The following is a 24940-nucleotide window of genomic DNA, read 5'->3' as shown; positions in this document are numbered from 1 at the left end:
CCTAAAGGGGAGCATATCAGGACAGCTTTTTTCGTGTAGACAACCTAATTCATGAACTTGTCAAACTTACGCGCAGGCAACATGCGAAGGCTCCGGCCGGGCTGAAACGCAGCGTATCGCCGCAGTCACAGTCTCCCGGCTGCGATAACCGGCTCTTATGAAGCCATAAAACCAGCCTTTTCAGGACTGCTGGAAAGGCCATAAAGGATCCGCTGTTCCCGTATGACGAAGAAAATGGAAATGATAAGGGCCAAGGCGTCACTGATGGGCTGGGCCACGAAGATACCATTGATGTCCCACAGTATAGGCAGAATATAGATGAGGGGGATCAAGAACAGGATCTGCCGTAAAAAGGTGATGACAATGGAAGGCATCGGTTTGGCAATGGACTGGAAGAAGGTCGTCACCAGCATAACAAAGCCCAGGATCGGAGTGATGCAGAAATTGGCCCGCAGGCCCGGAACACCGATGGCCAGCATATCTTCCGTAGCCCCAAAAGCCTCCAGGATGGCTTCGGGAAATACCATGATCACGATCCAAATGATGCAGGTAATGCCGACCGAAAAAGCGGAGGCCTGATATAAGGTGGCCATGACCCGATGGTACTGTTTCGCTCCGAAGTTGTTGCCGACGATGGGCTGAATTCCCTGACTGATGCCGCTGGCCGGCATGATGACAAAGGTCATCATACTGGAGACGACGGCATAGACGCTGATGGCCGTATCGCCGCCGTATTGGCCTAATTGGCTGTTATAGACGAGGCTGATGAGGCCCATGGCCATTTGGGCAATCCAAAAGGCAAAGCCGCAGGAAATGATGGTCCGCGACAGCCAGGCATCGAAGGTAAAGGTATCCCGTTTGATTTCGACCTTCGTATGGCCTTTCCAAACGAGATAAGCCCCAAAAAAGGCCGAAAGGAATTGACCGATGACCGTCGCCCAAGCTGCGCCGGTGACGCCCCAGTCGAGGCCGGCCACAAAGACGGCGTCGAGGATGATGTTGGTCACGGCCCCGACAGCCGTTACGCCCATCCCCAGGACGGGCTTTCCGGAAACGCGGACAAAGTCGCAAAAAACCTGGCTCAGCCCTTGAAAGAGGCAGCCCAGGGCCACGATGCGGTAATAAGCGAGGGCGTATTCATAAGCCGTTTCGGTAACGCCGAACACCTTTAGGATAGGATCGGCAAACAGCAGCAAAAAGACCGACAGCAGCACTTCAAAGACGATGACTAAGATCAGGGAATTGCCAAAGGAACGGTTCATATTCTCCTGTTCCCCTTTTCCGGAAAACAGGCTGAACAGGGACGATCCGCCGGCGCTGCAGGTCAGGCCGAAAGCCATCATCATGTAAAAAAGAGGAAAGCAAATCGAAAGACCGGCCAAGGCCGACGTGCCGTTGAAGTTGCCTACAAAGATCCGGTCGACGATGTTATAAATGGCTGTAATTAAAAGAGAAATAGCCGCCGGAATGGAGTATTTTAAAATCATGGGAAAGAGCTTTCCCGTCGAAAAATCATTTTTTTCATTCATATTAAAGTGCCTCGCCTTTCTATCATATCTTAGTTTCCTAAGTATTTAGTTAAAGAGAAAGGATAACGCGTCTGCCCTTTCAGTCAGACAGGTTATCCATCATCTTCTCAACGACCTTCACAAAGACTTGCAGGTCATTTTTAGAAATGTCCTTGATCAGTCTTTCATCTAAGGCCGTCAAATCGTCTATGACTTGCTGCCGATACCGCAAGGCCCTTTCCGTTAAGACTATCTTTTTTAAGCGGTTGTCATGGGCTGCCGCCTCACGGGTAATGAGTCCGTTCTTTTCCATCTGCTTTAAGAGCTCCGTTGCCGTCGACGGCCGGATGCCGAATTCTTCTTCAAGATCTTTTTGGAAGACGTCCTCCCGTTGGGCCAGCAAAAAGTGAAGGGTCCGCCCTTGAGAGCCGCTGAATTCACCGCGGGACGGAAGCATCTCTAACTTTCGGCGCAGCTTGTTGGACAATTTGCTGACATAACTTCCAATATGTCGGTTATTCGATATCATGGCGCCCTCCTATTTATTAGTTTCCTAAGTAATTGTATCTCAAATACGACGCCCTGTCAATAAGGCATCCGGCGCATAAAAAATCACCGTCAAGGACAGAATCCCTGACGGCGACGGTTTTCCCGCTATAGTTCATGTATGCATTTTTACAAAAAAGTGATGGTCATGACACGGATACGAGGCTTACCAATCCAATTTTCCCGTCATGAGGTAGACCAAGAGGCCCTTTTCGGCATGCCGTCTGTTTTCGGCTTCGTCGAGGATCGTTTCCAAATGGGCTTCCATGACGTCTTGGCTGATTTCATAACCAGGATGGATGGGCATGTCGTGGAAGACCATGGTATCCGTCCCTTCCATGAGGGCTGCGTCGATTTGATAGGGCATCATCATGTTGATGATCTTGTCTTTCTTTTCGGCGTAGTCGGGATTGGTGAAAAATTCCATGTCAACCCAGGTATCGGTGTAGACGCAGTCGACGTCGGCGACGACTTTCTTGAGGTCTTCTTTAGAAATATCCGTCGGCAGTTCTTTATAATGGCCCGTAGCTGCCAAGGTGTCGTAAAAGTCAGCCGGCACGTTGGTAATTTGGCTGAAGGGCGTCAAGCCGTACATGGTACCGCCCAATTTGACGACGATTTCACTGAGCGAGTTGTAGGTATTATTTTTAGCCCCGATATAGAGGACCTTGGCTTCAAAGCGTCCCGTCTTTTCATAGAGGGTCAGCATGTCGGCCAGGGCCTGAGACGGATGGAAGGTATTGTCACAGCCGTTGATGACGGGAACCGTGGCATATTTCATGAAGCCTTCCGTCGTTTCGGCCTTCTTGAACCGGCCCATGATGCAGTCAACGTTGCGGCAGACGTACTTGACTTCGCTCATGAGGTCGCCAATGGTGAAGTTGCTGTCCTTCCAGAGCTGGTTGTAGGCCTTGCCGCCCAATTCTTCCATGCCGATGGAAAAGGACAAATAAGTCCGGTTCGACGTCTTTTCAAACAAGGTATATAATTTTTTGCCGTCGAGAATATGGCTGTAAGCGTCTTGGTCCTTCTTAATCTTATCGGCTAATAATAAGATGCCTTTCAATTCTTCGGCTGTATAATCGATAAAGCTGTTGGCGTGTTTCATGTATATCCATCCTCTCATCCTGTAAGACTATAACTTGTTGATGGCTATATCATAGCACAAGGTCTTTCCTTTATCAAGTATTTATACGTATTTTTCTTTAATTTATACATATAAATCAATTTCATACAGCGCAAGCTCCTTTCCGGAGACGCAAAAAACCGGTAATCACGATGATTACCGGTCCAAAAGGTCTATGTGTTACTTTCCGATTAAGCTTTAACTACGTTAGCTGCCTGCGGTCCGCGCGCACCTTCAACAATATCGAATTCAACATCCTGACCTTCGGCCAAGGATTTGAAACCATCTTCCTGAATGGCAGAGAAATGAACGAAAACGTCGCCGCCGTCTTCTCTTTCGATGAAGCCATAACCTTTTTCTGCGCTAAACCATTTTACTTTACCGTGCATGATAAATCCTCCTAAAAATCAAAACAATTACAGCTATCCATAGCAAGTGCTACCTTATAGCTCTTTTGTTAGTGTAACATAACAGATTGCTAATGTCAATCGAATTTATATAAGTAAATTCCCGAGTATTTCCTTATTTTTTTACATAATGAGTAAAGGCAAACTTATATTTATTATTATTCTTTTTATCATGGACTTCCCGTTCTGTTTCTGTCCACTCGTCTCTCTTCCACTCCGGAAAGAACGTGTCAGCACCGGGAAAAACTTCGTCGATTTCAGTCAGATAGAGGCTGTCTGCCAAGGGCCAAAAGGCGCGGTACATGGCGGCCCCGCCGATGATGAAGTAGTCTTCCTCCGCCTTCATAGCGGCACACATGGCCTCCGGGCTGTGAAAGAGGGTCACGGCCGGACTATCGACATGGTAGTCCGCCTGATGGGTCAGGACCCAATGAGGTCGTCCCGGCAGAACACCCGGCAGGCTTTCAAAGGTCTTGCGGCCCATGAGCATCGTATGATTCATGGTGAGGGACTTGAATCGCTTCAAGTCGGCTGAAATATGGCATAAGAGGTCGTTGTCCCGGCCGATGCCCCGGGCTCTGTCGACGGCGGCAATGAGATGGATCATCAGACGGCCACCTCCATAGGAAGCTTGCCCAAATGCTGATAATCATCGAGACGGATGTCGTCCGGTGTAAAGGCGTAGAAATCGTGAATGTCCTTGTTAAGTATCAATTTAGGAGCGTCCAAGGCCTGATTTCGGCGCGAGAGCTGAGTTTTCATAGCTTCGACGTGGTTTTCATAGATATGGGCATTGTTGATGACGTGCGTAAAGAGGCCCGGACGGAGGCCGGCAGACCGGGCAATGAGGTGGATGAGAACGGCATACTGGGTCATATTGAAGGGGACGCCCAGGCCCATATCGCCGCTGCGCTGAATGAGCATACAGTTCAAGCGGCCGTCAGTGACATCCCACAAGGTCTGGTAGGCGCAGGGCTGGAGGGCCATGTCATCCAAATCCTCGATATTCCACAAGGATACGATCATGCGCCGGCTCTGGGGATCGTTTTTCAGGGTATCCAAGAGCTTATCGACCTGCTTGTACTTCCGGATCTGATAGCCGTAAGCCTTGCCGATGGTCCCGTCAGGACGCATCCATTCGTCCCAAACGTGGCAGTTCATCTTCTGCAGCTCCCGCACATCGTTGCTCTGGAGCTGCCAAATCCAAAGGATTTCTTTGACGGCTGTCTTAAAGGCCACGAACTTCGTCGTCAAGATGGGAAATTCATGTTCCAAATCGAACTGCATCATCTGATGGGGCAGCTTGTACGTCCGCACCCCCGTGCGGTTGTTGTCGAAATAGCCGTGGTCGAGGATATTTTCGACGATATTCAGGTATTGTGTATCGGCCATGCTCATGTAGTATCACCTCAAAATTACTGATTATTCATATAAGACTGAATGGCGCTGACGAAGCTGCGGCCATATTTATGCAATTTAAAACTGCCAACGCCCTTGATGTCGCCCATGGCGTCGAGGCTGCTCGGCTTAAGGGCTGCCATATCCCACAAGGTGGCATCGGAAAAAATGACGAAGGGCGGAATGTTTTCGTCCTTGGCCAAGTCGCGGCGAACGGCCCGCAGGATGTCGAACAAGGGGCGCAGGGCCTCTTCGTCAAAGGTCCCGGCACTGCGTTTTTGCCGGCGTTTGGGAATGGCCGCCGGAATCTCTTCGACGACTCGTTTCTGCTGAACGATGCGTTTATGGCCCCCCATGGCCTGCCTGCCGTCTGCCGTCAGGGAGACGACGGGATACTTTCCGTCAGACTGCTCGAGATAGCCGTCGTCGATGCACTGGCGCACCATATCGCGAACTTCGGACAGGGAAAAATTACCGAGCATGCCGAAGACGGCATTGCGGTCAAAGCCATAGCGGCGAATCTTAGCATTCTGACTCCCTTTCAGGATGTCGGCCACCATGGTCAGGCCAAAGCGCCCTTTCAGTTCATCGACACAGAGGCAGATGCTGCGCACCTGTTCGGTCATGTCCTCTTCGACCGTTTCCTGGTCGCAGTTGCCGCATTTATCGCAGTGCTCCCACGACGGATGCTCGCCAAAATACGACAGAATATAATGGCGCAGGCAGTGGTTGCCCTCACAGTAGCGAACCATGGCATGGAGCAGGCGGAATTCGACCTCCTGCTGTTTGACGTCGCGAGTCGATTGCTCGATGAGGAATTTCTGAATCATGATATCCTGGCGGTTAAAGAGGAGGATACAGTCCCCCGGTGCCCCGTCGCGGCCGGCTCTGCCAGCTTCCTGGTAGTAACTTTCGATGTTTTTCGGCATCTGGTAATGGATGACGTAGCGGACATTGCTCTTGTCGATGCCCATGCCGAAGGCGTTGGTCGCTACGATGACCTGGATTTTATCGTAGGTAAAGGCTTCCTGCATGGAACGGCGCATATCGTCGCTGAGACCGGCATGATAGCGGCCGGCCTTGATGCCCCGGCGGTTCAGTTCATCACAGATGCGGTCGACTTCCTTACGCGTCGCCGCGTAGATGATGCCGCTGTCTTCACGATGTTTGGCAATATAAGACAGGGTAAATTCCATCTTGCCCTTGGCGTGGACGACGCGGAAATAGAGGTTGGGCCGGTCGAAACCGCCGATAAAAATGCGTTCCTTTTGAAGGCCTAAGAGGGACATCATGTCGTGCTTGACCTTTTCCGTCGCCGTCGCCGTAAAAGCCCCGACGACAGGCCGCTTGGGAAGGGCTGCAATCCAGTCGCGAACGGCGCAGTAACTGGGCCTAAAATCATGGCCCCACTGAGAGACACAGTGGGCTTCGTCGATGATGAACATGGAAATGGGCAGGGTCTGCATAAAAGCCGTAAAGAACTGATTCTCGAGTCTTTCCGGCGAGATATAGACCAGTTTGATGCGGCCGGCGCGGATGGCGGCAAAGCGAGCCTTCACCTCTTCAAAGGTACACTGGCTGTTGATATATGTCGCCGGTATTTCCTGATTGACCAGACTGTCTACCTGGTCTTTCATCAGGGAAATAAGGGGGGAAATGACTAAGGTCACGCCGGGCATCATCAGGGCCGGAAGCTGGAAGCAGATCGACTTCCCCGCCCCTGTCGGCATGATTGCCAGGCAATCGCGGCCGTCGAGCAGGGTCTGAATGACTTCGTGCTGGCCCGGCCGGAATGACGAATAGCCAAAATACTGTTTTAACAATGATTCAATTTGAAGCATGAAACAAGGCATCCTTCCTTGAGTGAACGTACAAAGGGAGCTGCCGCAAAGCGACAGCTCCCTTATATCATATCATTTTTAGGCTTATTTTGCCAATTCTTCTTTCAGTACTTCAGCTAAGCGTTTGATACCTTCTACGATGCGTTCTTCCGGCATGTTGGAGTAGTTGAGGCGGAAGTGGTTCGCATTGCCGCCATGCGGGTAGAACGGACCGCCCGGCACGTAGGCAACGTTTTTCGCTAGGACTTTAGGCATGAGTTCTTTCGCATCCATGCCTTCGGGCAACGTTACCCACGTGAACAGGCCGCCTTCAGGGTATGTAAAGGTGATGCCTTCAGGGAAGTATTCTTTCATCGAATCGCACATGAGATCGCGGCGTTTTTTGTACAATTCTTTGATCTTTGCAACGTGAGCATCGAGATCGTACATATCGATGAAGAAGGAAGTCTGGCGCTGACCGAAGGACGAGGACTGGAGGTCGACGGCCTGTTTCAGCTTAACGACTTTATCAATGATGACCGGATCAGCAACCATCCAAGCAATACGCAGGCCCGGCATGAGGATCTTCGAGAAGGAGCCGAGGAAGATGATGTTGCCCTTGGTATCCATCGATTTGAGGGACGGAACTTTGTCGCCGTCGAAACGGAGTTCGCCATACGGATCATCTTCGAGAACCGGGAAGTCATAGCGGTTGATGATGTCCATGAAAGCTTTGCGGCGTTCCATCGGCCAGGTAATGCCCGTCGGGTTCTGGAATTCAGGAATGACATACATCATGCGGACGCGATCGCCGTATTTTGCCAAGATTTTTTCGAGTTCTTCCGGGATGATGCCTTTGTCGTCCGTCGGAACTTCGACAAATTCAGGACCACAGAGTTTAAAAGCGTTGATAGCGCCGAGGTAGGTCGGGCTTTCTACGAGAACGACGTCACCGGGGTTGAGGAAAATCTGAGCCAAGAGGGACAGACCCTGCTGGGAGCCGGACGTGATGACGATGTTTTCAGGGGTGCAGTCGACCATGAAGGATTTTTTCATGCGGCCTGCGATCTGTTCGCGAAGGGGCGTGTAACCTTCGGTCGTGCCGTACTGCAGGGCTGCCTGGCCTTCTTTGGTCAATACAGCTTCGTCAACTTTTTTGAGATCTTCTGTCGGGAACAGTTCCGGAGCCGGCAGGCCGCCAGCGAAGGAAATAATTTCCGGCATGGTCGTCAGTTTCAAGAGTTCACGGATTTCAGAGGCTTTCAAATTCATAGCTAAGTTGGAAAATTGCATATTCACTCACTCCTTCATAATTGTGCATAGCGCATATCTATGTTTATATAGTATCATTTAAATTACTTTTATGCAATTAAACGTTTATGTCATAGCTACATTCTCATTTATGCAAACCTATAAATTCGTGGGTATTATGGTCAATTACTGATAATACCAAAAGTAAACTCCATAAAATATTAAGTAATTCATGTAAAAAATTTTTAAAAAAAATAAAAAAAGAAAAGACGCCCTCGGGAGAGAGCGTCTCATTTCCTGCAAAGTTTAATTATTTTCCCATCTTTTCTTTCAAAACTTCAGCTAAGCGTTTAATGCCTTCGACGATGCGATCTTCCGGCATATTGGAGTAGTTCAAGCGGAAGTGATTGCCGTTGCCGCCGTTAGGATAGAAGGCTCCGCCCGGGACATAAGCGACTTTCTTTTCGATGACTTCCGGCATGATGGCCTTGGCATCGATGTTTTCGGGAAGGGTAACCCAAGTGAACAAGCCGCCTTCCGGATAGGTAAAGGAAAGGCCCTGAGGGAAGTATTTTTTCATCGAATCGTACATCAAGGTGCGGCGTTTGCCGTAGAGTTCACGAATCTTGGCGACGTGAGCGTCGAGGTCGTACATGTCGATGTAGTACGAAGCCTGGCGCTGAGCAAAGGACGAAGACTGGAGGTCGACGGTCTGTTTCAGCATGACCGCTTTTTCGAGGATATCGTGATGGGCTACCATCCAGCCGATACGAAGGCCCGGCATGAAGATTTTCGAGAAGGAACCGAGGAAGATGACGTTGCCCTTGGTATCCATCGATTTCAAGGTCGGCATGGTCTGGCCTTCATAGCGAAGTTCGCCGTACGGATCGTCTTCGATGACCGGGATATCGTGTTTATTCATGATATCCATGACGGCCTTGCGCCGTTCCAGAGGCCAGGTGATACCCGTCGGGTTCTGGAATTCCGGGATGACGTACATCAGGCGTACGCGGTCACCGTACTTTTCAATGGCCTTTTCCAAGGCTTCCGGTACCATGCCCTTGTCGTCCGTTTCGACTTCGACGAACTGGGGGAAATTGACGGCAAAGGCGGTCGTAGCGCCCATGTAGGTCGGGCTTTCAACGAGGACGACGTCGCCTTCGTTCAAAAAGAGCTGGCCGAGGAGAGACAGGCCCTGCTGAGAGCCGGCGGTAATGATAATGTCTTCATAGGTGCAGTCCGTATTAAAGGACGATTTCATGCGGGCAGCAATCTGTTTGCGCAGCGGAATGTAGCCTTCCGTCGTGCTGTACTGCACGGCCTGACGCCCTTCTTTCTTCAAAATTTCCACGTCCACCTTCATCATTTCGTCAATCGGGAACAGTTCCGGTGCCGGAAGGCCGCCGGCAAAGGAAATAATGTCCGGATTTTCAGTGACTTTCAGGATTTCACGGATGTCAGATGCGTGCAAACTTTTTGCTTCTTCAGAAAACATTACCATAAAACTTCACTCCTATCTATTGACTTGCTTTCGATACGACGTATAACAACCCGTCGTAATGGTTTTTATTATACCACTTCGGAGTGTGTTATTCTACATTTTTTATGAAAAAAACAGGAAAAGTTGCTCGAATTAAGAAATTCGTAAGCAAAACCTTTTCCTGTTAACGATTTTTATTCATTTTTATCAGCTGCAAAGAACTGCTGCGTCGCCTTTTCGTCTTCTTTCATCTGGGCGATGAGGTCGTCTGCCGAGGCAAAGACTTCTTCACCGCGCAGGCGCTTTCGAAAACGCAGGCTGACGTTCTTGCCGTAAAGATCCTTATCCCAGTCGAGGACGTGGGTCTCGATGCGGCGGTACTGGTTCTCAAAGGTCGGGTTGTCGCCGATGTTGGTCATGGCCGGGTGCCCTTCCCCATCCCACCACAGTTCGGTCACATAGACGCCATCCGGCGGAATGGCCATGTTGATAGGAATGAGCATATTGGCCGTAGCAAAGCCGATGGTCCGGCCGCGATGGTCACCGGGTACGATGGTCCCGGTCAAGGCAAAGGGGCGGCCCAGAAGGTTTTCAGCCGTCTCCATGTGGCCCATTTGGATGAGCCGGCGGATGACGGTGCTGCTAATGGGCGTCGTACCTCCCGGCCGTTCGAGAAGATCCAAGGCTTCAACGGGAATAGCGTAGTCCGCCATGAAGGCTTTCATCGTGTCCGTATTGCCGGCCGCCTTAGCTCCGTACGTAAAGTTGGAGCCGACGACGATGACCGACGGATGAATATAAGTCACGAGATTTTGGCAGAATTCCTCCGGCGATTCGCGAAGTAAGGCTTCGCTCATGGGCAGGAGGACCAAGCCGTCGATGCCGACGGCTTCGATATATTCTGCTTTTTGGCCGATGGTGGCCAGGCGCAAGGGTTCTTTTTCCGGGCACAAGACCGACATGGGATGCGCCGTGAAGGTGACCACCATGGTTTTCACACCGCCGGCAGCAGCCCGCTGGATGGCCGTCTTCATGACCATCTGATGGCCTTTATGGATGCCGTCAAAGGTCCCAAGGGCCACGACGGCGCCCGTAAAGCCGGTTATTTCCTGAAAGGAGTGGAATATTTCCATCGTTAGTTACCTCACAATCCGTCTGCAAACATCTTATGGGGACGCAGGATATGGTGCTGTTCATCGTAGCGGACGATGCCCATCAATCGCCCGTCAGGGCCATAGACACGCAGCACGTCTCCATCAGTGAGGTTGGGCCCGGCAAAGGGCACAGGCCGCCCCTGAAGGAGAAAATCACACTGCTTGGTCGAACAATTGGCCCGCCTTATATCGTGAATGGCCATGTCGGCCGGAAGGACATAAGACGCAGGATCTTGTTCCAACATTTCCAAGGTCGCTGCTTCTTCAATGGTAAACAGACCGGCCCGGGTTCGGACGAGATAGGTCATGCAGGCACAGGTGCCGAGAGCGGTCCCCAAATCGCGGATAAGGGAACGGACATAGGTTCCCTTGGAGCAGGTCACGGCAAAAGTTCCCCGCCGACCGTCGAAGGACAGGAGTTCCAGACTGTGAATCGTCACCTGCCGCACAGGCAAGGTGAAATCCCGGTCCTGGCGGGCCAATTTATAGGCCTTGACGCCGTTGACATTGATGGCCGAATACTTCGACGGCGCTTGGTCGATATCGCCGCAGAAAGAGGCCAAGGCGCGGCGCAGGTCATCTTCGCTAAGTTTCGGAACGGGAGCCCTTTCAACGACGTTTCCTGTACTGTCTTCGGTATCCGTTTCCAGTCCCAAGACGAATTCGGCATGGTAGGACTTGACGTCACTGTCGCCGTATTCGATGAGCCGCGTCGCCTGACCGGCATAGACCGGCAGGACACCGGCTGCCAAGGGGTCGAGGGTACCGGCATGACCCATCTTCTTCATGCCGTAAATGCGCCGCAGACAGCCGATGACGTCATGACTCGACATGCCCGTCGGCTTGAGTACATTAATGATTCCATGTATCATAAGCGCTTTTCAATTTCCTTAACGATAAGGGCTTTTGTTTCATCTAAAGGCTTTTCAATGGTACAGCCGGCAGCCCGGATGTGACCGCCGCCGCCGAAAGAAGCGGCCACAGCATTGACGTCGATGCCTTTCGAGCGCAGGCTGACCCGAGTTTCTTGAGGGCCGATATATTTTACCGTAAAGGCCACTTCAGACCCTTTGACACGGCGGGCATAGTCGATATAGATGCCCGTGTGCTCGCCGATGACGGAAAGGAGTTCCGGCGTGTAGGACAGGCAGGAAATGCGGCCGTCGGCAAAGAGTTCCAGCTGATCCAAAACCTTCGACAAGGCCCGGAGCTTGTTGAGCGACCGAGCGTCGAGATGGTCTGAAATGACGTCGGGCTGAGCGCCGTTGTCGACCAGGACGGCTGCCATGCGCAGGGTATGGCCCGTCGTGTTGTTGAACTTGAAGAAGCCGCAGTCTGTGGCGATGGCCGTATAGAGGGCATCGGCTATGGCCGGAGACCACGTGATATGCCACTGGTCAAAGAGGCAGGTCAGGATTTCTCCCGTCGCCGCATAGTCTGGCTTAAAATATTCCCACTGGGCAAAATGCTCGTTCGAGACGTGATGATCGAGGTTCAAAACCTTGCCGCAGACGAGGTCGGCTGTCTTACCGATCCGTCCGAGACCGGTCGCATCGAGGACGACCGTCAGCCACGAGGCATCGGTTTTGACCTGGTCGGGCCGGCAAATAGCCGACAAGCCGTCGAGGAAGTTATAGCGGTCGTCAATGTCATCGTCGATGACCATGACGGCATCCTTCCCTTCTGCTTTCAGCCAATGCCACAAAGCCAAGACGCTCCCTAAGGCATCGCCGTCAGGACTGACATGGGCCGTCACCAAAATGTGGTCATAGTGGTGAAGGAGGGTATAGATTTCCTGGGCGGAGCAATTCATGTCATCAGTCCTTCTTTTCAATGTCGTGCAGAATCTTATCGATTTTCATCCCATAGTCAAGAGACGTATCTTCTTTAAATACAATGGACGGCGAATAGCGGATGCCGAGGCGTTTTCCGACTTCCGTCCGAATATAGCCGGTGGCGCGTTTCAAGGCCTCTAAGGTCTTTTTTTTCGCTTCGTCGTCGCCAAAGAGGCTGACGTAAATCGTCGCGTCGCGCAAGTCGCCGGTGATGCGGGCATCGGTAACGGTGACGAAACCGATGCGCGGATCTTTTAATTCATTCAGGAGCATCTTCGATACTTCCTGTTTAATAAATTCCTGGATTTTTCGTACTCGTAATTCTCCCATCGAATGTCCCCTCCTTTATTCGGGTTCGACTTCGACCATTTCGTAGGCTTCGATTTCGTCGCCTTCCTTGATGTCGCGGTACTTTTCAAGGGTAACGCCGCATTCGTAGCCCGAAGCGACTTCCTTGACGTCATCTTTAAAGCGGCGCAGGCCGTCGATTTCGCCTTCGTGAACGACGATGCCGTTACGGATCAGGCGGATCTTAGACGTGCTGGTGATCTTCCCTTCCTTGACATAGGAGCCGCCGACGATGACCTTCGGCGTCGTAATGACTTTACGGACTTCGGCACGGCCGATAATCTTTTCTTCGTATTTCTTTTCGAGCATGCCCTTGATAGCCGCTTCGACGTCGTTAATGGCGTCGTAAATGACGCGGTACATCCGCATGTCGACCTTTTCGTGTTCGGCCATTTTACGGGCAGCCGCATCGGGACGGACGTTAAAGCCGATGATGAGGGCGTTCGAAGCCGAAGCCAGCATGATATCCGATTCGTTGATGGCGCCGACGCCGGAGTGGACGATGGCAATGCGGACTTCGTCGCTCTTGATGCCCATTAAGGACTGGCTGAGCGCTTCGACGGAACCTTGGACGTCGCCTTTGATGATAAGCGGCAGTTCCTTCAATTCCCCTTGCTGGATCTGGTTGAACAAGTCGTCGAGGGTAACCTTGGCATTGACGTGGAGTTCGGACGAACGTTTCTTTTCCATTCGTTTTTCGGCAACGGAACGAGCCGTTTTTTCGTCGGTTACGTTCAAGATGTCGCCGGCTTCCGGTACGTCATTGAGGCCGAGGATTTCGACAGGCAGGGACGGTTCAGCTTTCTTGACCCGTTCGCCCCGTTCGTTGTTCATGGCACGAACTTTCCCGAAGGCCGTACCGACGATGATCGTATCGCCGACGCGAAGGGTCCCCTTCTGAATGAGGACGGAGGCAACAGGACCGCGGCCTTTGTCAAGTTTAGCTTCGATGACGACGCCTTGGGCCGGACGGTTCGGGTTCGCTTTAAGATCCTGTACTTCTGCCAAGACGAGGATGTTTTCGAGGAGTTCGTCGAGACCGATTTTCTTATGGGCCGAAACGGGAACCATGATAGTATCGCCGCCCCAGTCTTCACTGATGAGGCCGTATTCGGTCAGCTGCTGCATAACGTGTTCCGGGTTGGCACTTTCTTTATCGATCTTATTGATGGCGACGATGACCGGTACGCCTGCCGATTTGGCATGGTTGATGGATTCAATCGTCTGAGGCATGACGCCGTCGTCTGCAGCGACGACGAGGACGGCAATATCGGTAACCTGAGCGCCGCGGGCACGCATGGCCGTAAAGGCTTCGTGGCCCGGCGTATCCATGAAGGTGATCTTCTTGCCTTCGTAACGGACCTGGTAAGCCCCGATGTGCTGGGTAATGCCGCCGGCTTCGTGGCTGGTAACATTGGTCTGACGGATGGCGTCGAGAAGGCTCGTTTTACCGTGGTCAACGTGACCCATGATGGTGACGACAGGCGGACGGGTTTTCAGGGTTTCCGGGGCATCGATGATTTCTTCGATTTCCGTCGGATCTTCCGGCGGAGCTTCCATGGTAACGGTGACGCCGAATTCATCGGCAATCAAAGAGGCCGTATCAAAGTCGAGTTCCTGGTTGATCGTCGCCATGATACCTCCCATGAGGAGCTTCTTCATGACTTCACCGACATCGCGGCCCAGCCGTTCTGCGAAATCTTTAACGATGATCGTTTCCGGCAGTTCAACCGACGTCGGATAGTTCTTCTTCGGCATTTCAGCCGCGACAGGAGCCTGATTTTTCTGATTCCGCTTGTTTTTATGCTTGCCCTTGTTTAATACGTTGGACAAGAGCGTATGCGGACGGCTGCCGCCGTTATTGCGGTTGTTGCGGTTCTGCTGGCCGCCGCGGCGATTGTTGTTCTTATTGTTGCCGCCGCTGCGGTTAGCGCCTTCGTTTCCGCCCTGCTGGGAGTTGCCGAAGTAGCGGGTACGTTTCGTATCGCCGCCCTGACGGTTCTGCTGGCCGCCTTTATTGCCGCTCTGATGCTGGCGGGAAGCACCCTGCTTTTGACCGGCCTGGGCATTTTTAGCGTTATGGCCCTGTTGACCTTGCTGCCCCTGTTGGCGTTTGGCATTCTGGTTCTGGGTATTCTGCGTTCCCTGATTGTTCTGGCTGTTCTGTCTGCGCGGGTTGCTCTGTTTTCTGTTTTTATTCTGTCGGCTCGTTTCGTTCACTGTTCGGCTATTTCCTTCCCCTGTCGTTTTATGTTCCTGTTTCTTTTCCGTTTTTCTTTCCGGTCTGCTTTCCGGCTTCCTTTCCGGTTTGCGGTCTGCCTTGGCATCTCCCTTGGGACCCTTTTTAAAGGCTGCGTCGAGGATGCCCTTCATCTTATCATCGATGCTGGTAAAATTACCGGCTTTAATCTGATGATCTTCTAACGTCTTTCTAACGATTGTCGTAGAAACGCCGTATTCTTTCGCGACTTCGTATAATCGTTTCGTCATCTAGTTACCCCCTTCTATATATCACGCTTCGCTTTCTCTATGGCTGCCGCAAATCCTTTATCGTCGACCAGAACGATGACGTTCTGGGCTTTGCCGACAGCGCTTCCTAATTCATCTTTTGTATATGTATCAATGACGGCGATCCCTTTTCTTTCGGCCAGGCGGCGGTATTTGGTGACGTTGTCATTGCCGCCGTCGGCTGCGAGAAACAGTAAAGGTACGCTCTTTTTTTTCAATGTTTTCTGTGCGGCTCCATCACCGCAGACGGTCTTACCGGCCCGGCAGGCAAGGCCTAAGAGATTGAGGATTTTGTCGCTCACAACAGGTCCTTTCTCAATGCTTCATAAATATCATTCGATACCTTGGTCTTTAACGACCGCTCCAGGCGATGCTCTTTATACGCTTTTTCGAGGCATTCGCTGTCCGGGCAAAGATAGACGCCGCGGCCGGACTTCTTACCGGTCTTGTCGATTTCGACCGTACCTTCCGGCGTGCGGACGACGCGGATCATCTCTTTCTTGCTCTTGAGTTCCTGACAGCCGGCACAGACGCGCATCGGAGTTTTTCGGGTCTTCATCGTTTATTCTCCTTCCGTCGGTACGGTCGTATCGTCATCTGAAGGCAGGGCCATTTCGCTGAGGACGTCCAAGTCGTCGGCTTCTGCCGTTTCCGGAGCCTCTTCGTCGAAAGATTCAGCTGCCTGGCTTTCGCTCTTGATGTCGATTTTCCAGTTAGTCAATTTTGCTGCCAAACGGGCATTTTGACCGGCTTTGCCGATAGCCAGGGACAATTGATAGTCGGGAACGACGACGCCCGAAGATTTTTCAGCTTCGTCGACGGTAACCGAAATGACCTGAGCCGGGCTGAGGGCATTGGCAATATAGACGGCCGGATCTTCATCCCATTTGACGATGTCGATCTTTTCGTTCTGCAATTCCGAAACGATGTTTTGGACGCGAACGCCTTTAGGACCGACACAGGCGCCGACGGAATCTACGTTTTCATCACGGGAATAGACGGCGACTTTAGAACGGCGGCCCGGTTCGCGGGCTACGGATTTCAGTTCGACGACGCCTTCGTAAATCTCCGGTACTTCCAATTCAAAGAGGCGCTTGAGCAGGCCCGGATGGGTCCGGGATACGAGGATCTGAGCGCCTTTCGTCGTCTTGCGAACTTCGACGACGTAGCATTTGATGCGCTGGCCTACGGTGTAGGTTTCCGTCGGAATCTGTTCCGACGCCGGCAGGATGGCTTCGGCTTTCCCGAGATCGACATAGACGCTCTTATTTTCGATACGCTGGATGATCCCCGTAATGATGTCATCCATGCGGTCGGAAAATTCATCATAGACGATATTGCGTTCGGCTTCACGCAGGCGCTGAATCATGACTTGTTTGGCAGCCTGGGCGGCGATGCGGCCGAAGTTGGCCGGTGTGACATCGACGTTGACGATGTCGCCGACTTCATAGCCGGGATCGATGAGCCGTGCCTTATCGAGAGAAATTTCGATATTTTCATCTTCGACGTCATCGACGACGGTCTTGGCAGCCCGGATCTGGTAATCCCCGGTCGTGCGGTCCAAGGTAACTTCTGCCGTCGGATTGGCATCGGGCTCCTTTTTGTAAGCCGTAATCAAGACGGCTTCCAGAGAGTCGCAGATGACATCCGAAGATACGCCTTTCTCTTTGGATAAGTAAGCAATAGCATTGAGCAATTCTTTATTCACGGTAATAACCTCCACTAAAAATCAATATGCAAACGGACTTGCGATATTTCTTTCCTGTCTATCTCGTGTTCCTCCCCATCGATCAGAACGACGAGCTTATCGTCTGCCGTCTTTTTGACCAGTTCAGCCGTCACATCCTTGACGCCGTTCCAAGCTTTGAAAAAATGAATATCAACCGATCGGCCGGCATAGCGGATAAAGTCTTTATCCTTCCGCAAGATGCGGTCCAGTCCGGGCGACGATACTTCGAGGAGATAATTTTCGCGAATCGGATCCTTTTCATCGAGGACCCGGCTCAGTTTTTCACTGACAGCCTGGCAGTCTTCCAGGTCGACGCCGCCTTCTTTATCGATAAACACGCGCAAGTACCAGTCCCGCTCACGCACGTATTCGACATCGACTAACTCGATATCAGATCCCGCAATAATCGTTTCTACTTCTTTAGCAATCAAATCTTCAATGTGTTCACGTCTCATCGTATTCACCAGCCTGTCCTCAAAAAATTTCTGTTAGGTAAAAGTTAAGAGTGGGCTCTCACCCACTCTTCGCATCGAAACATCTAAATTACTTTTAGTATACCACTGTCTGGTCATTCTGACAACGACTTGTCCCGGTCGGCACCGATATCATCGAGGACCGGAAGTAACCGCTTGCGCAAGGCAGCTTCCAATTCCCGCAAAGTCGACGTATCGAAGTCGTGGACCAGATTGGGGAAGTTCTGCACCCGCCGTTCGGCAAAGAAATCGTCGCGCAAGACGTTGTACATCAAGGACAGTCCGCTTCGCGATGCCTTATCGTAATAGGACAAGATCATATAAGAGCCGTTGATGATGCGAACGGCCTCGTCCGGCTTGATAAGCCGCCGAAACCCGTCATACGATTCAGGCAGAAAGTCATCCCAGGAAAGGTCGGGCAGTCCCTTGTTTTTCAGAATGACACCGAAGTTTTTCCTGCGTTCCACATAGGAATCATGAATGATCCGGGCCAACCGCTCTTCCACCATTTTACGAAAGGCGTCGAAGGACCCGGTGATAAATTCGATAAGGGCAAATTCCAACATGCCGATATCGACCCGAACGGCGTATTCTTCCGATTCGGGATTGAAGATAGCCCGCACAGTCCAGCCGTTCTCCTTATTTTCATAAGTGAACAGGCGATATTCGACGGGGTTGCCGTCTTTTTCAACCATGCGATATTCTTCCAATAACTGAAAATCTCCCACCGTAAGTGGGAGAACAGTCATGATATTCCATTGTTTGAGTGTTTCAATCAATGTGTTATCCATAGTAATGAATGGTGCGGTTGGCGGGAGTTGAACCCGCACGATCGAAGATCACTGCCGCCTGAAGACAGCGCGTCTGCCATTCCGCCACAACCGCATAACTTAAAAATCATAAAGCTGCTTGTAGTGCTTTTCGTTCAACAAAACTATTCTAACATATTCCCGCGTTTCTGAAAAGGGTATTTTTTCAATTTCTTGAAAATCTTTTGTCCAGCCATATTCCCGGACCCAAGAATCGACGTGTCCCCGACCAGCATTATACGCAGCCAGAGCCAGTATTTGATTCCCATCATACTCTTTCAAAAGATAAGCGAGATACCATGTTCCCAGCCTTATGTTGGTACGGACGTCACTGAGTTTATCCGGCGTGTAGTCAGTCATTCCCATCTCATCGGCAATCCATTGGGCCGTATCGGGCATGACCTGCATCAGGCCATGGGCACCAGGTTGAGACGAAGCCCGTTCGTCGAATTTGCTCTCAACTAAGATGACGGAAGCCACCAGGGCCGGGTCGATCTTGGTTTCATAAGCATACTGCCGAACGAGATAATCGTACTGAAGGGGGTAGACGAACTTGCGCATGACATCGTCTTTCCATGAATAGAAATACGATGCCGAAAAGAAAAGCAACAGTGCTGCTATAATGATTGTCCCTTTGGTACTTCCCTTTTTTCTCACGTCTTTTCCCTACATTTCAATGCGGTCCATCAAGTCCTGCCAAGCGGCTTTCACTTGTGCCCGCGTCGCTTCAGGCGACCCGTTATTATCGATGACAACCTGTGCCAAAGACCGTTTCTCGTCGATGGGAAGTTGGGCGTGAATCCGCGCCAACGCCTCTTCTTCCGAATACCCGTTGCGCTTCATCAGCCGCAAAAGCTGAGTCTTCGGATCGACGTATACGAGCCATGTTTCGTCAACGTAAGAATTGTATTTTATCTCATAAAGTAAAGGCATGTCAAGAAAGATGACCGGATTTTTTTTATCTTCTTCGATTTTTCGGATTTCTCGTTCGATGCCGTCATGGATGAGGGGAAACAGCAGGCCTTCAAGCTGCGCCTTTTTCTCCTTATCTTGAAAGACCAAACTGCCGATATAGGCCCGGTCCATAGAACCGTCTTCACAAAGAGCCTTAGGCCCAAAAGCAGCGGCAACGGCGGCAAGGCCCTTCGTCCCCGGCAGGACAACGTCGTGGGCGATGACGTCGCAATCGACGATGCCGGCACCATACTCTCTGAGCATGGTCACAACGGTACTCTTCCCCGACGCAATGCCGCCGGTCAATCCGATATGAAGCATAAAAATCTCTCCCTCTCCGTGCAATATACCTCTATTATACTGGCAGAATGATTTCCTGTCCAACGTCCTTTTGTTTCTATCCAAAAAAAGCACAGCTCCCGAAAGAACTGTGCTTTATCAAACGTCGGATATGATGTTTTTGACCTTATAAATGAATCTTAGAGGCACATTTCGTAAATCTTTACGATATCATCCGGCGTGAGGTCAATGAAGCCGTGGAGGGTTCCACCAAGTTGTTTGCAGGCGTTTTCGGCCATATCACGGAAGTGTTTGTCGTCGATGCCGAGGTCAGACAGGCGGCTGTCGAGACCTAAGGTCTTAAAGAAGAAGTCCGACAAGGCTTCGATAGCCTTTTCAGCCCCTTCTCGATCGGACAGGCTGTCGTCGAGGCCGAAGACGTTGGTCCCTAAGCGCTTGATCTGCCAAGCATTGTCATCGTTCATGACGTATTTGAGCCAACGCGGGATGAGGATGGCCAGGCCGTGACCATGGGTAATGTCATAGACGGCGGAGAGTTCGTGTTCCATGCGGTGACACGACGTCATCTGAGAAACGCCGCCGGCCAAAAAACCGTTGAGGGCCCACGTCGAGGCCCACATGAGGTTAGCCCGGGCTTCGTAGTTATCCGGTTCCTTGAGGGCAACGGGGGCAAAGTTGACGACCGTCTTCAAGACTTCGTCCTGGACGCGGTAGATCATGTCCATGCGAGGCTGCCGCGAAAAATACACCATATCAAAGATATGGGCCATAATGTCGACACTGCCCGACGCCGTCTGGTACGCCGGCACGCTGAAGGTGTTGGTCGGGTCGAGGAAGGATACAGCAGGCTGGACAGCCGGCGAAAAGTACGGCAGCTTATCCTTGGTGTCGACGTTGCTGATGACGGCGCCGGCATTCATTTCCGACCCCGTAGCCGCGATGGTCAGGACCGTCATGAGGGGCAGTGCCTTCGGGCTTACGACCTTCTTCATGACCAAATCCCAGCAGTCGTCCGTCGCAGCGGCCACCGTGGCGGCCATGACTTTCGAAGCGTCGATGGTCGAACCGCCGCCAACGGCCAGGATGACGTCAATGCCTTCTTCCCGGCAAATCTTGACGCCTTTATTGACCGTCGTATGGCGCGGATTCGGTTCGACACCGCCCAGTTCGGAAATGGTCATGCCGGCTTTGGTCAAAACATCGAGGACCTTGTCGTAAAGGCCGATGCGTTTAATGGATCCGCCGCCATAGACGAGAAGGACTTTTTTGCCAAAAGCCGCCGCTTCTTCACCGAGGTGGGTTAATTGATCTTTTCCAAAGTAAATTTTTGTTTTATTTTGAAATACGAAATCGTTCATCATAAAACTCCCTTCTTAAAGAATGATTCTATAATGTATGTATTTCGCCGTCTTCAGCAGAATCCCTTTTTCGAAATCTTAATACATCCCTTTCCTATACGGCAATGCAAAACAGGCCGCAAAAAAGCACGACCGTCTGCCAAGCAGCCGTGCTTTGATATCAGGCTTTACTGAAAAAATATCAGTGTGTCTCTTTCAAATACTGCAAATCACCGAACCAGTACGAAGCCGTCGTACCGCCGTCGATGAGGATGTCGCTGCCGGAGATGAAACGGCCTTTGTGGCTCATGAGAAATTCCGCCAAGTCACCGATTTCATCGGGCGTACCGGCGCGGCCGGTCGGGCTGAGGGACAGCATCTTGCGGTAGCCGTCTTTGCGCGGACCGTTCAGTTCGTCCTTAGCCAGGGGCGTCATGACGATGCCCGGACTGATAGAATTGACCGTCGCGCCTCGTTTCCCCCAGTTCGTGGCTTCGGCCATGACCCGCAGGACGTTGCAGCGCTTCGAATACTGATAGGCCTTCAAGGTGTCTTTGATGGATTTGAGAAAGGGCAGGCCCAACAATTCTTCCGTCGGCGTCATAGCCAGTTGATCCGTTTCTTCCTGAGACAAGGCGCCCAATCGATGGCCGGACTGGGACGAAATGATGATACCCGAACCGCCGGCTTCGATGACCTTGCCGAATTCTTCCAGCAGGACCGCCGTGCCGTAGAGGTCTACGTTTAAGATTGTTTCGATTGATGCCTGAGACGGCGATACGCCGGCGGCATTGATGAGAAACTTAATAGCGCCGAACTGCTTGGCATGATCGATGAGGGCCAAAATGGACGATCGCGACGAAATGTCAACGGCCAGAGTGCTCGTTTTAAAGCCTGTATTTTCTAAAACCGCAGCCGCCCGGTCAGCATGTCCCTGATTCACATCGGCCAAGACGAGGTGGCGGCCGCTTCCGACGCGGCGGGCAATGGCCTGGCCGATCTGGCCGGAACCGACTAAGACGACGACTTCTTTTTCATTTGCATTCATGAGAATTACCTCCTATATATAAAACGTACGCATAATAAGCAATGGATTCTGTCAGGGCTCTTGTCCCTGTTGACAACCATATTCTACCGAAATCATCTATTTATAACAATTCGAATTTCAAAGGCTTCTCATTAGTTTTACTTATGGCAAATCTCACGGTATAATAACAGTATCGATTCGGAAGGGAGTGATAAATTTATGCTGTTTCGCCAAATGAAATACTTTATCGCCGTCGTCGACGCCAAGAGCTTCACCGAAGCCTCGTATGCCTTGGAAATTTCACAGTCTGCCGTATCCCAGCAGATCAAGGCCCTCGAAGAAGACCTTGGCGTGCCCTTGTTGATACGTCACAATCGGAGATTTGCCCTGACACCGGCCGGCGAGTATTTCTACCGTCACGGAAAAGAATTGCTTCAGGAAATCGAAGCGTTCAAGGCGGAAACCCGCAGACAGGGCGAAGATAAAGAACTGCAGCTTTCCATCGGTTATCTGAACAACTACGTCGGCAGCGAACTCTATGAAACGATTGCCGCTTTTTCCTCTTATTACCCGGAAGTGACGATCCATATCTTCAACGGGACCCACGAATCCCTGTATCAGGAACTGCGTACGCGCAGGGCCGATTTGGTTCTCAACGACCAGCGCCGGGCCTTTTCCGATTTATACGAAAACGACATCCTCACGACGGGCACGGTCTATGCCGAGATATCGCGTCAGAATCCTCGAAGTCAGGAGGAATTTCTCGCCTTGGAAGACTTGAAACGCTTTCCCTGCATCTTGGTCACGGCAGAAGATCACGAACAGTCGGAAGCCGCCTATTACACCGATACCCTCGGCTTTGCCGACAACTTCATCTTTGCCCGGACGATGGAAGAAGCAAGACTTCTCGTCGCCAGCAACCGCGGCTATCTGCCCCTGGAAAGTTTTTCGCCGACACCGCCGTCAGGTACGGCTTCGCGTTGTCTGCCCATCTATCAAGGCAATAAGCCCATGATGCGCCATTACTGCCTCTTCTGGCTCAAAGACAACAGCACGTACTACGTCGAAGAATTTTCCCGCCTGCTCCACAACCGGATCGACAAATATAAAAACCGGTAAATCACCAAGATATACGTAAAGTTATCATTCCATTTAACATTTGTTTAGGCTGTCCGTGTACCATAAAGTATCATTACCATTAGGAGGGATCTTATGCTTTCTGCCTTACGGCACCACCGGCGCCTGGTATTCGTTTTTTTCCTGCTGGCCGCCGCCTTTCTCTACTTCGCCCACATCGGCTCGTACCACCTCATCGAACTCGACGAGGGCCGCTACCATCGTATTCCCATGGAAATGGTCCTGTCCGGCGACTACCTGACACCCCATTTCGATTACATGCCTTACTTTGAAAAACCGATCTTCCAGTATTGGGTAACGGCCCTGGCTATGAAGCTCTTTGGCTTTAAGGAATTTACAGGCCGCGTCCTGCCGGCCTTGACCGGTTTTGGAAACGTCATCTTAGCCTACGTCCTGGGCCGAACCATGTACAACGGACGAACGGGCCTCATGGGCGCCATCATATTGGCTACGTCGGCCCTGCAGCTCATCGTCGCCTCTATCGGCGTCCTCGACATGGCCCTGACCTTTTTCGTCGACGCCTGCCTGGTCACCTTTTATCTCTTTGAAAGGACGGAAAAGAAGAAGTATCTCCTTCTCTTCTATGCTTTCATGGGTCTTGGCATGCTGACCAAGGGGCTCATTGCCATCGCCTTTCCCGTAGGCATCCTCTTTTGGTATGCCCTTTGCACGCGGCGGCCGCGACTCTTCTTGAAACTGTTCTACGTGCCCGGAATCCTGCTCTTCCTGGCGATTTCCGTCCCTTGGTACTACCTCGTGTCCCAAGCCAATCCGGATTTCTTTTATTTCTTCTTCATCCGCGAGCACTTCCTGCGTTTTGCCACCAAGATGCACGAACGCTTCCATCCTTGGTACTACTTCGTCCCGGTCCTCATTGCCGGTCTCATGCCCTGGACGGGCTTTCTGGCAACCTTTTTCAGTAAAAAAGGCATCTTCCGCGCGCCGGGCACGCTGCGCCACAAGCAGGATCTCATCCTCCTTTCTTTATGGGCCGGCCTGATTTACGTCTTTTACAGCATTTCCGATTCGAAACTGCCGACGTATATCCTGCCCTGCTGGCTGCCCTTATCGGTCTTGATTGCAGCCTCTTTAGAACGGTGCCGCCGCGAAAAATCCTGGCTCGGTCACAGTTTCCTCATCAATTCTCTGCTCTGCCTCCTCTTTACGGCAGCCGGCGTCGTCTACCTCATGCACACCGATTTTCTGACCATTGCCGACTTCTTCAGTCACGGCGGCCTGCTCATCGCCTCCCTCCTCATCGGGACGGCAGCCGCAGCCTGGTCGTGGCATAAGCGGCGCAGCTTCCTTTCGGTGTTCATCATCCTCACCGTCATGGCCTATGGCTTCGGCCTCGGTGCCCATCAGATTCAAGGCCAGATTCACGACCATCAGACGGCTTACAACGTCAGTCAGGACATTAAACAGATGAACGTGCCGGACAGTACGCCCATCATCATGTACGGCTACTTCATCCCGGGCTTGGTCTATTATTTAGACCGCCCCATTGCCACGGGCAATTTCATGGGTGAATTGAATTTCGGCATCCATCACACCGACCGGACAGGCATGTACTATGGCAGCAACGAATTATACGCCCTCTGGAACAGCGATAAGCCGGCCGTCATCGTCGTCGAAAAGAAATATTTAGAAGAAGCCCTGCGCGTCGTCGGCACACCTCCGGCGCGACGCATTACCGACGAAGACTACACGGTTCTTTTAAACGGCCCTGCCGCTCAAGACGCGGCTCGATAAAGAGCGGCATCGCAGCATCGATACTTGAAATGATTCGCTAA

Annotated in this window: 25 protein-coding genes and 1 tRNA gene; 2 read left to right on the top strand and 24 right to left on the bottom strand. The window is 51.7% G+C overall.

What is annotated here, in order from left to right; translation table 11 throughout:
• Positions 1-155 precede the first annotated feature (155 nt).
• The 24 genes from A0U42_RS04515 to A0U42_RS04400 all read right to left on the bottom strand — a co-directional run bounded on the left by A0U42_RS04515 (position 156) and on the right by A0U42_RS04400 (position 22031).
• Positions 156-1529, bottom strand: a complete 1374-nt coding sequence (locus tag A0U42_RS04515; RefSeq protein ID WP_065360041.1) for an MATE family efflux transporter — start codon at positions 1527-1529, stop codon at positions 156-158.
• 79 nt (positions 1530-1608) lie between these two features.
• Positions 1609-2037: a MarR family winged helix-turn-helix transcriptional regulator gene (locus A0U42_RS04510; protein WP_083122282.1), complete on the bottom strand. Its 429-nt coding sequence runs from the start codon at positions 2035-2037 to the stop codon at positions 1609-1611.
• Positions 2038-2220: 183 nt separating this feature from the next.
• Complete coding sequence (locus A0U42_RS04505; protein WP_065360040.1) at positions 2221-3162, bottom strand: ornithine carbamoyltransferase; 942 nt, start codon at positions 3160-3162, stop codon at positions 2221-2223.
• Positions 3163-3371: 209 nt separating this feature from the next.
• Positions 3372-3572, bottom strand: a complete 201-nt coding sequence (locus A0U42_RS04500) for a cold shock domain-containing protein (protein WP_218055521.1) — start codon at positions 3570-3572, stop codon at positions 3372-3374.
• Positions 3573-3702: 130 nt separating this feature from the next.
• The gene (locus A0U42_RS04495) at positions 3703-4194 is read right to left on the bottom strand and encodes a dihydrofolate reductase (protein WP_065360039.1); all 492 of its coding nucleotides are present in this window, start codon (positions 4192-4194) and stop codon (positions 3703-3705) included.
• On the bottom strand, positions 4194-4985 hold the full coding sequence (locus tag A0U42_RS04490; RefSeq protein WP_065360038.1) for a thymidylate synthase: 792 nt from the start codon (positions 4983-4985) through the stop codon (positions 4194-4196). Before A0U42_RS04490 ends, A0U42_RS04495 begins: the two co-directional genes overlap by 1 nt.
• A 17-nt stretch (positions 4986-5002) precedes the next feature.
• Positions 5003-6826 (bottom strand): DNA helicase RecQ, encoded by a 1824-nt coding sequence (recQ, locus tag A0U42_RS04485; protein ID WP_065360037.1) that lies wholly within the window; start codon positions 6824-6826, stop codon positions 5003-5005.
• Between the two features lie 84 nt (positions 6827-6910).
• Positions 6911-8098 (bottom strand): PLP-dependent aminotransferase family protein, encoded by a 1188-nt coding sequence (locus A0U42_RS04480; protein WP_065360036.1) that lies wholly within the window; start codon positions 8096-8098, stop codon positions 6911-6913.
• A gap of 268 nt (positions 8099-8366) precedes the next feature.
• Entirely contained in the window at positions 8367-9557 is a 1191-nt protein-coding gene (locus A0U42_RS04475; RefSeq protein ID WP_065360035.1) for a PLP-dependent aminotransferase family protein, read from the bottom strand.
• Positions 9558-9730: 173 nt separating this feature from the next.
• Complete coding sequence (locus A0U42_RS04470) at positions 9731-10669, bottom strand: bifunctional riboflavin kinase/FAD synthetase (RefSeq protein ID WP_065360034.1); 939 nt, start codon at positions 10667-10669, stop codon at positions 9731-9733.
• Between the two features lie 11 nt (positions 10670-10680).
• Positions 10681-11562 carry a tRNA pseudouridine(55) synthase TruB gene (gene truB, locus A0U42_RS04465; protein WP_065360033.1) on the bottom strand — a complete coding sequence of 294 codons (882 nt, stop codon included), beginning with the start codon at positions 11560-11562 and terminating at the stop codon, positions 10681-10683.
• Complete coding sequence (locus A0U42_RS04460; RefSeq protein WP_065360032.1) at positions 11559-12503, bottom strand: bifunctional oligoribonuclease/PAP phosphatase NrnA; 945 nt, start codon at positions 12501-12503, stop codon at positions 11559-11561. The genes truB and A0U42_RS04460 overlap by 4 nt, the downstream gene beginning before the upstream one ends.
• 4 nt (positions 12504-12507) lie before the next feature.
• The gene (rbfA, locus tag A0U42_RS04455; RefSeq protein WP_044503552.1) at positions 12508-12855 is read right to left on the bottom strand and encodes a 30S ribosome-binding factor RbfA; all 348 of its coding nucleotides are present in this window, start codon (positions 12853-12855) and stop codon (positions 12508-12510) included.
• Between the two features lie 15 nt (positions 12856-12870).
• On the bottom strand, positions 12871-15363 hold the full coding sequence (gene infB, locus A0U42_RS04450) for a translation initiation factor IF-2 (RefSeq protein WP_065360031.1): 2493 nt from the start codon (positions 15361-15363) through the stop codon (positions 12871-12873).
• 14 nt (positions 15364-15377) lie between these two features.
• Positions 15378-15683, bottom strand: a complete 306-nt coding sequence (locus A0U42_RS04445) for a ribosomal L7Ae/L30e/S12e/Gadd45 family protein (RefSeq protein WP_044503550.1) — start codon at positions 15681-15683, stop codon at positions 15378-15380.
• The gene (gene rnpM, locus A0U42_RS04440) at positions 15680-15940 is read right to left on the bottom strand and encodes an RNase P modulator RnpM (RefSeq protein ID WP_044503549.1); all 261 of its coding nucleotides are present in this window, start codon (positions 15938-15940) and stop codon (positions 15680-15682) included. Before rnpM ends, A0U42_RS04445 begins: the two co-directional genes overlap by 4 nt.
• Positions 15941-15943: 3 nt before the next feature.
• A complete protein-coding gene (gene nusA, locus A0U42_RS04435; protein ID WP_065360030.1) occupies positions 15944-17089 on the bottom strand; it encodes a transcription termination factor NusA in 1146 nt (381 codons plus the stop codon).
• Between the two features lie 14 nt (positions 17090-17103).
• Positions 17104-17565 carry a ribosome maturation factor RimP gene (gene rimP, locus A0U42_RS04430; RefSeq protein ID WP_065360046.1) on the bottom strand — a complete coding sequence of 154 codons (462 nt, stop codon included), beginning with the start codon at positions 17563-17565 and terminating at the stop codon, positions 17104-17106.
• A gap of 113 nt (positions 17566-17678) precedes the next feature.
• A complete protein-coding gene (locus A0U42_RS04425) occupies positions 17679-18293 on the bottom strand; it encodes a hypothetical protein (protein WP_065360029.1) in 615 nt (204 codons plus the stop codon).
• A 90-nt stretch (positions 18294-18383) separates the two neighbouring features.
• Positions 18384-18468, bottom strand: a tRNA-Leu gene (locus tag A0U42_RS04420).
• A gap of 5 nt (positions 18469-18473) precedes the next feature.
• The gene (locus tag A0U42_RS04415; RefSeq protein WP_044503545.1) at positions 18474-19049 is read right to left on the bottom strand and encodes a lytic transglycosylase domain-containing protein; all 576 of its coding nucleotides are present in this window, start codon (positions 19047-19049) and stop codon (positions 18474-18476) included.
• A gap of 9 nt (positions 19050-19058) precedes the next feature.
• Entirely contained in the window at positions 19059-19667 is a 609-nt protein-coding gene (gene coaE / locus A0U42_RS04410; RefSeq protein ID WP_065360028.1) for a dephospho-CoA kinase, read from the bottom strand.
• A 158-nt stretch (positions 19668-19825) separates the two neighbouring features.
• Entirely contained in the window at positions 19826-21007 is a 1182-nt protein-coding gene (locus A0U42_RS04405) for an iron-containing alcohol dehydrogenase (RefSeq protein ID WP_218055520.1), read from the bottom strand.
• Positions 21008-21185: 178 nt separating this feature from the next.
• Positions 21186-22031 carry an SDR family oxidoreductase gene (locus A0U42_RS04400; protein WP_065360027.1) on the bottom strand — a complete coding sequence of 282 codons (846 nt, stop codon included), beginning with the start codon at positions 22029-22031 and terminating at the stop codon, positions 21186-21188.
• Positions 22032-22229: 198 nt separating this feature from the next.
• On the opposite strand from A0U42_RS04400, the gene A0U42_RS04395 reads away from it, so the two are divergent.
• Both A0U42_RS04395 and A0U42_RS04390 read left to right on the top strand, forming a co-directional pair.
• On the top strand, positions 22230-23129 hold the full coding sequence (locus A0U42_RS04395) for a LysR family transcriptional regulator (protein ID WP_065360026.1): 900 nt from the start codon (positions 22230-22232) through the stop codon (positions 23127-23129).
• A 93-nt stretch (positions 23130-23222) separates the two neighbouring features.
• Positions 23223-24899 carry a glycosyltransferase family 39 protein gene (locus tag A0U42_RS04390; RefSeq protein ID WP_065360025.1) on the top strand — a complete coding sequence of 559 codons (1677 nt, stop codon included), beginning with the start codon at positions 23223-23225 and terminating at the stop codon, positions 24897-24899.
• Positions 24900-24940: the final 41 nt, after the last annotated feature.

The organism is Megasphaera sp. DISK 18 (assembly GCF_001682955.1).
In the GTDB taxonomy this organism is placed as follows: Bacteria; Bacillota; Negativicutes; order Veillonellales; family Megasphaeraceae; genus Megasphaera; species Megasphaera massiliensis.
This window is presented reverse-complemented; position numbering and strand designations above follow the sequence as displayed.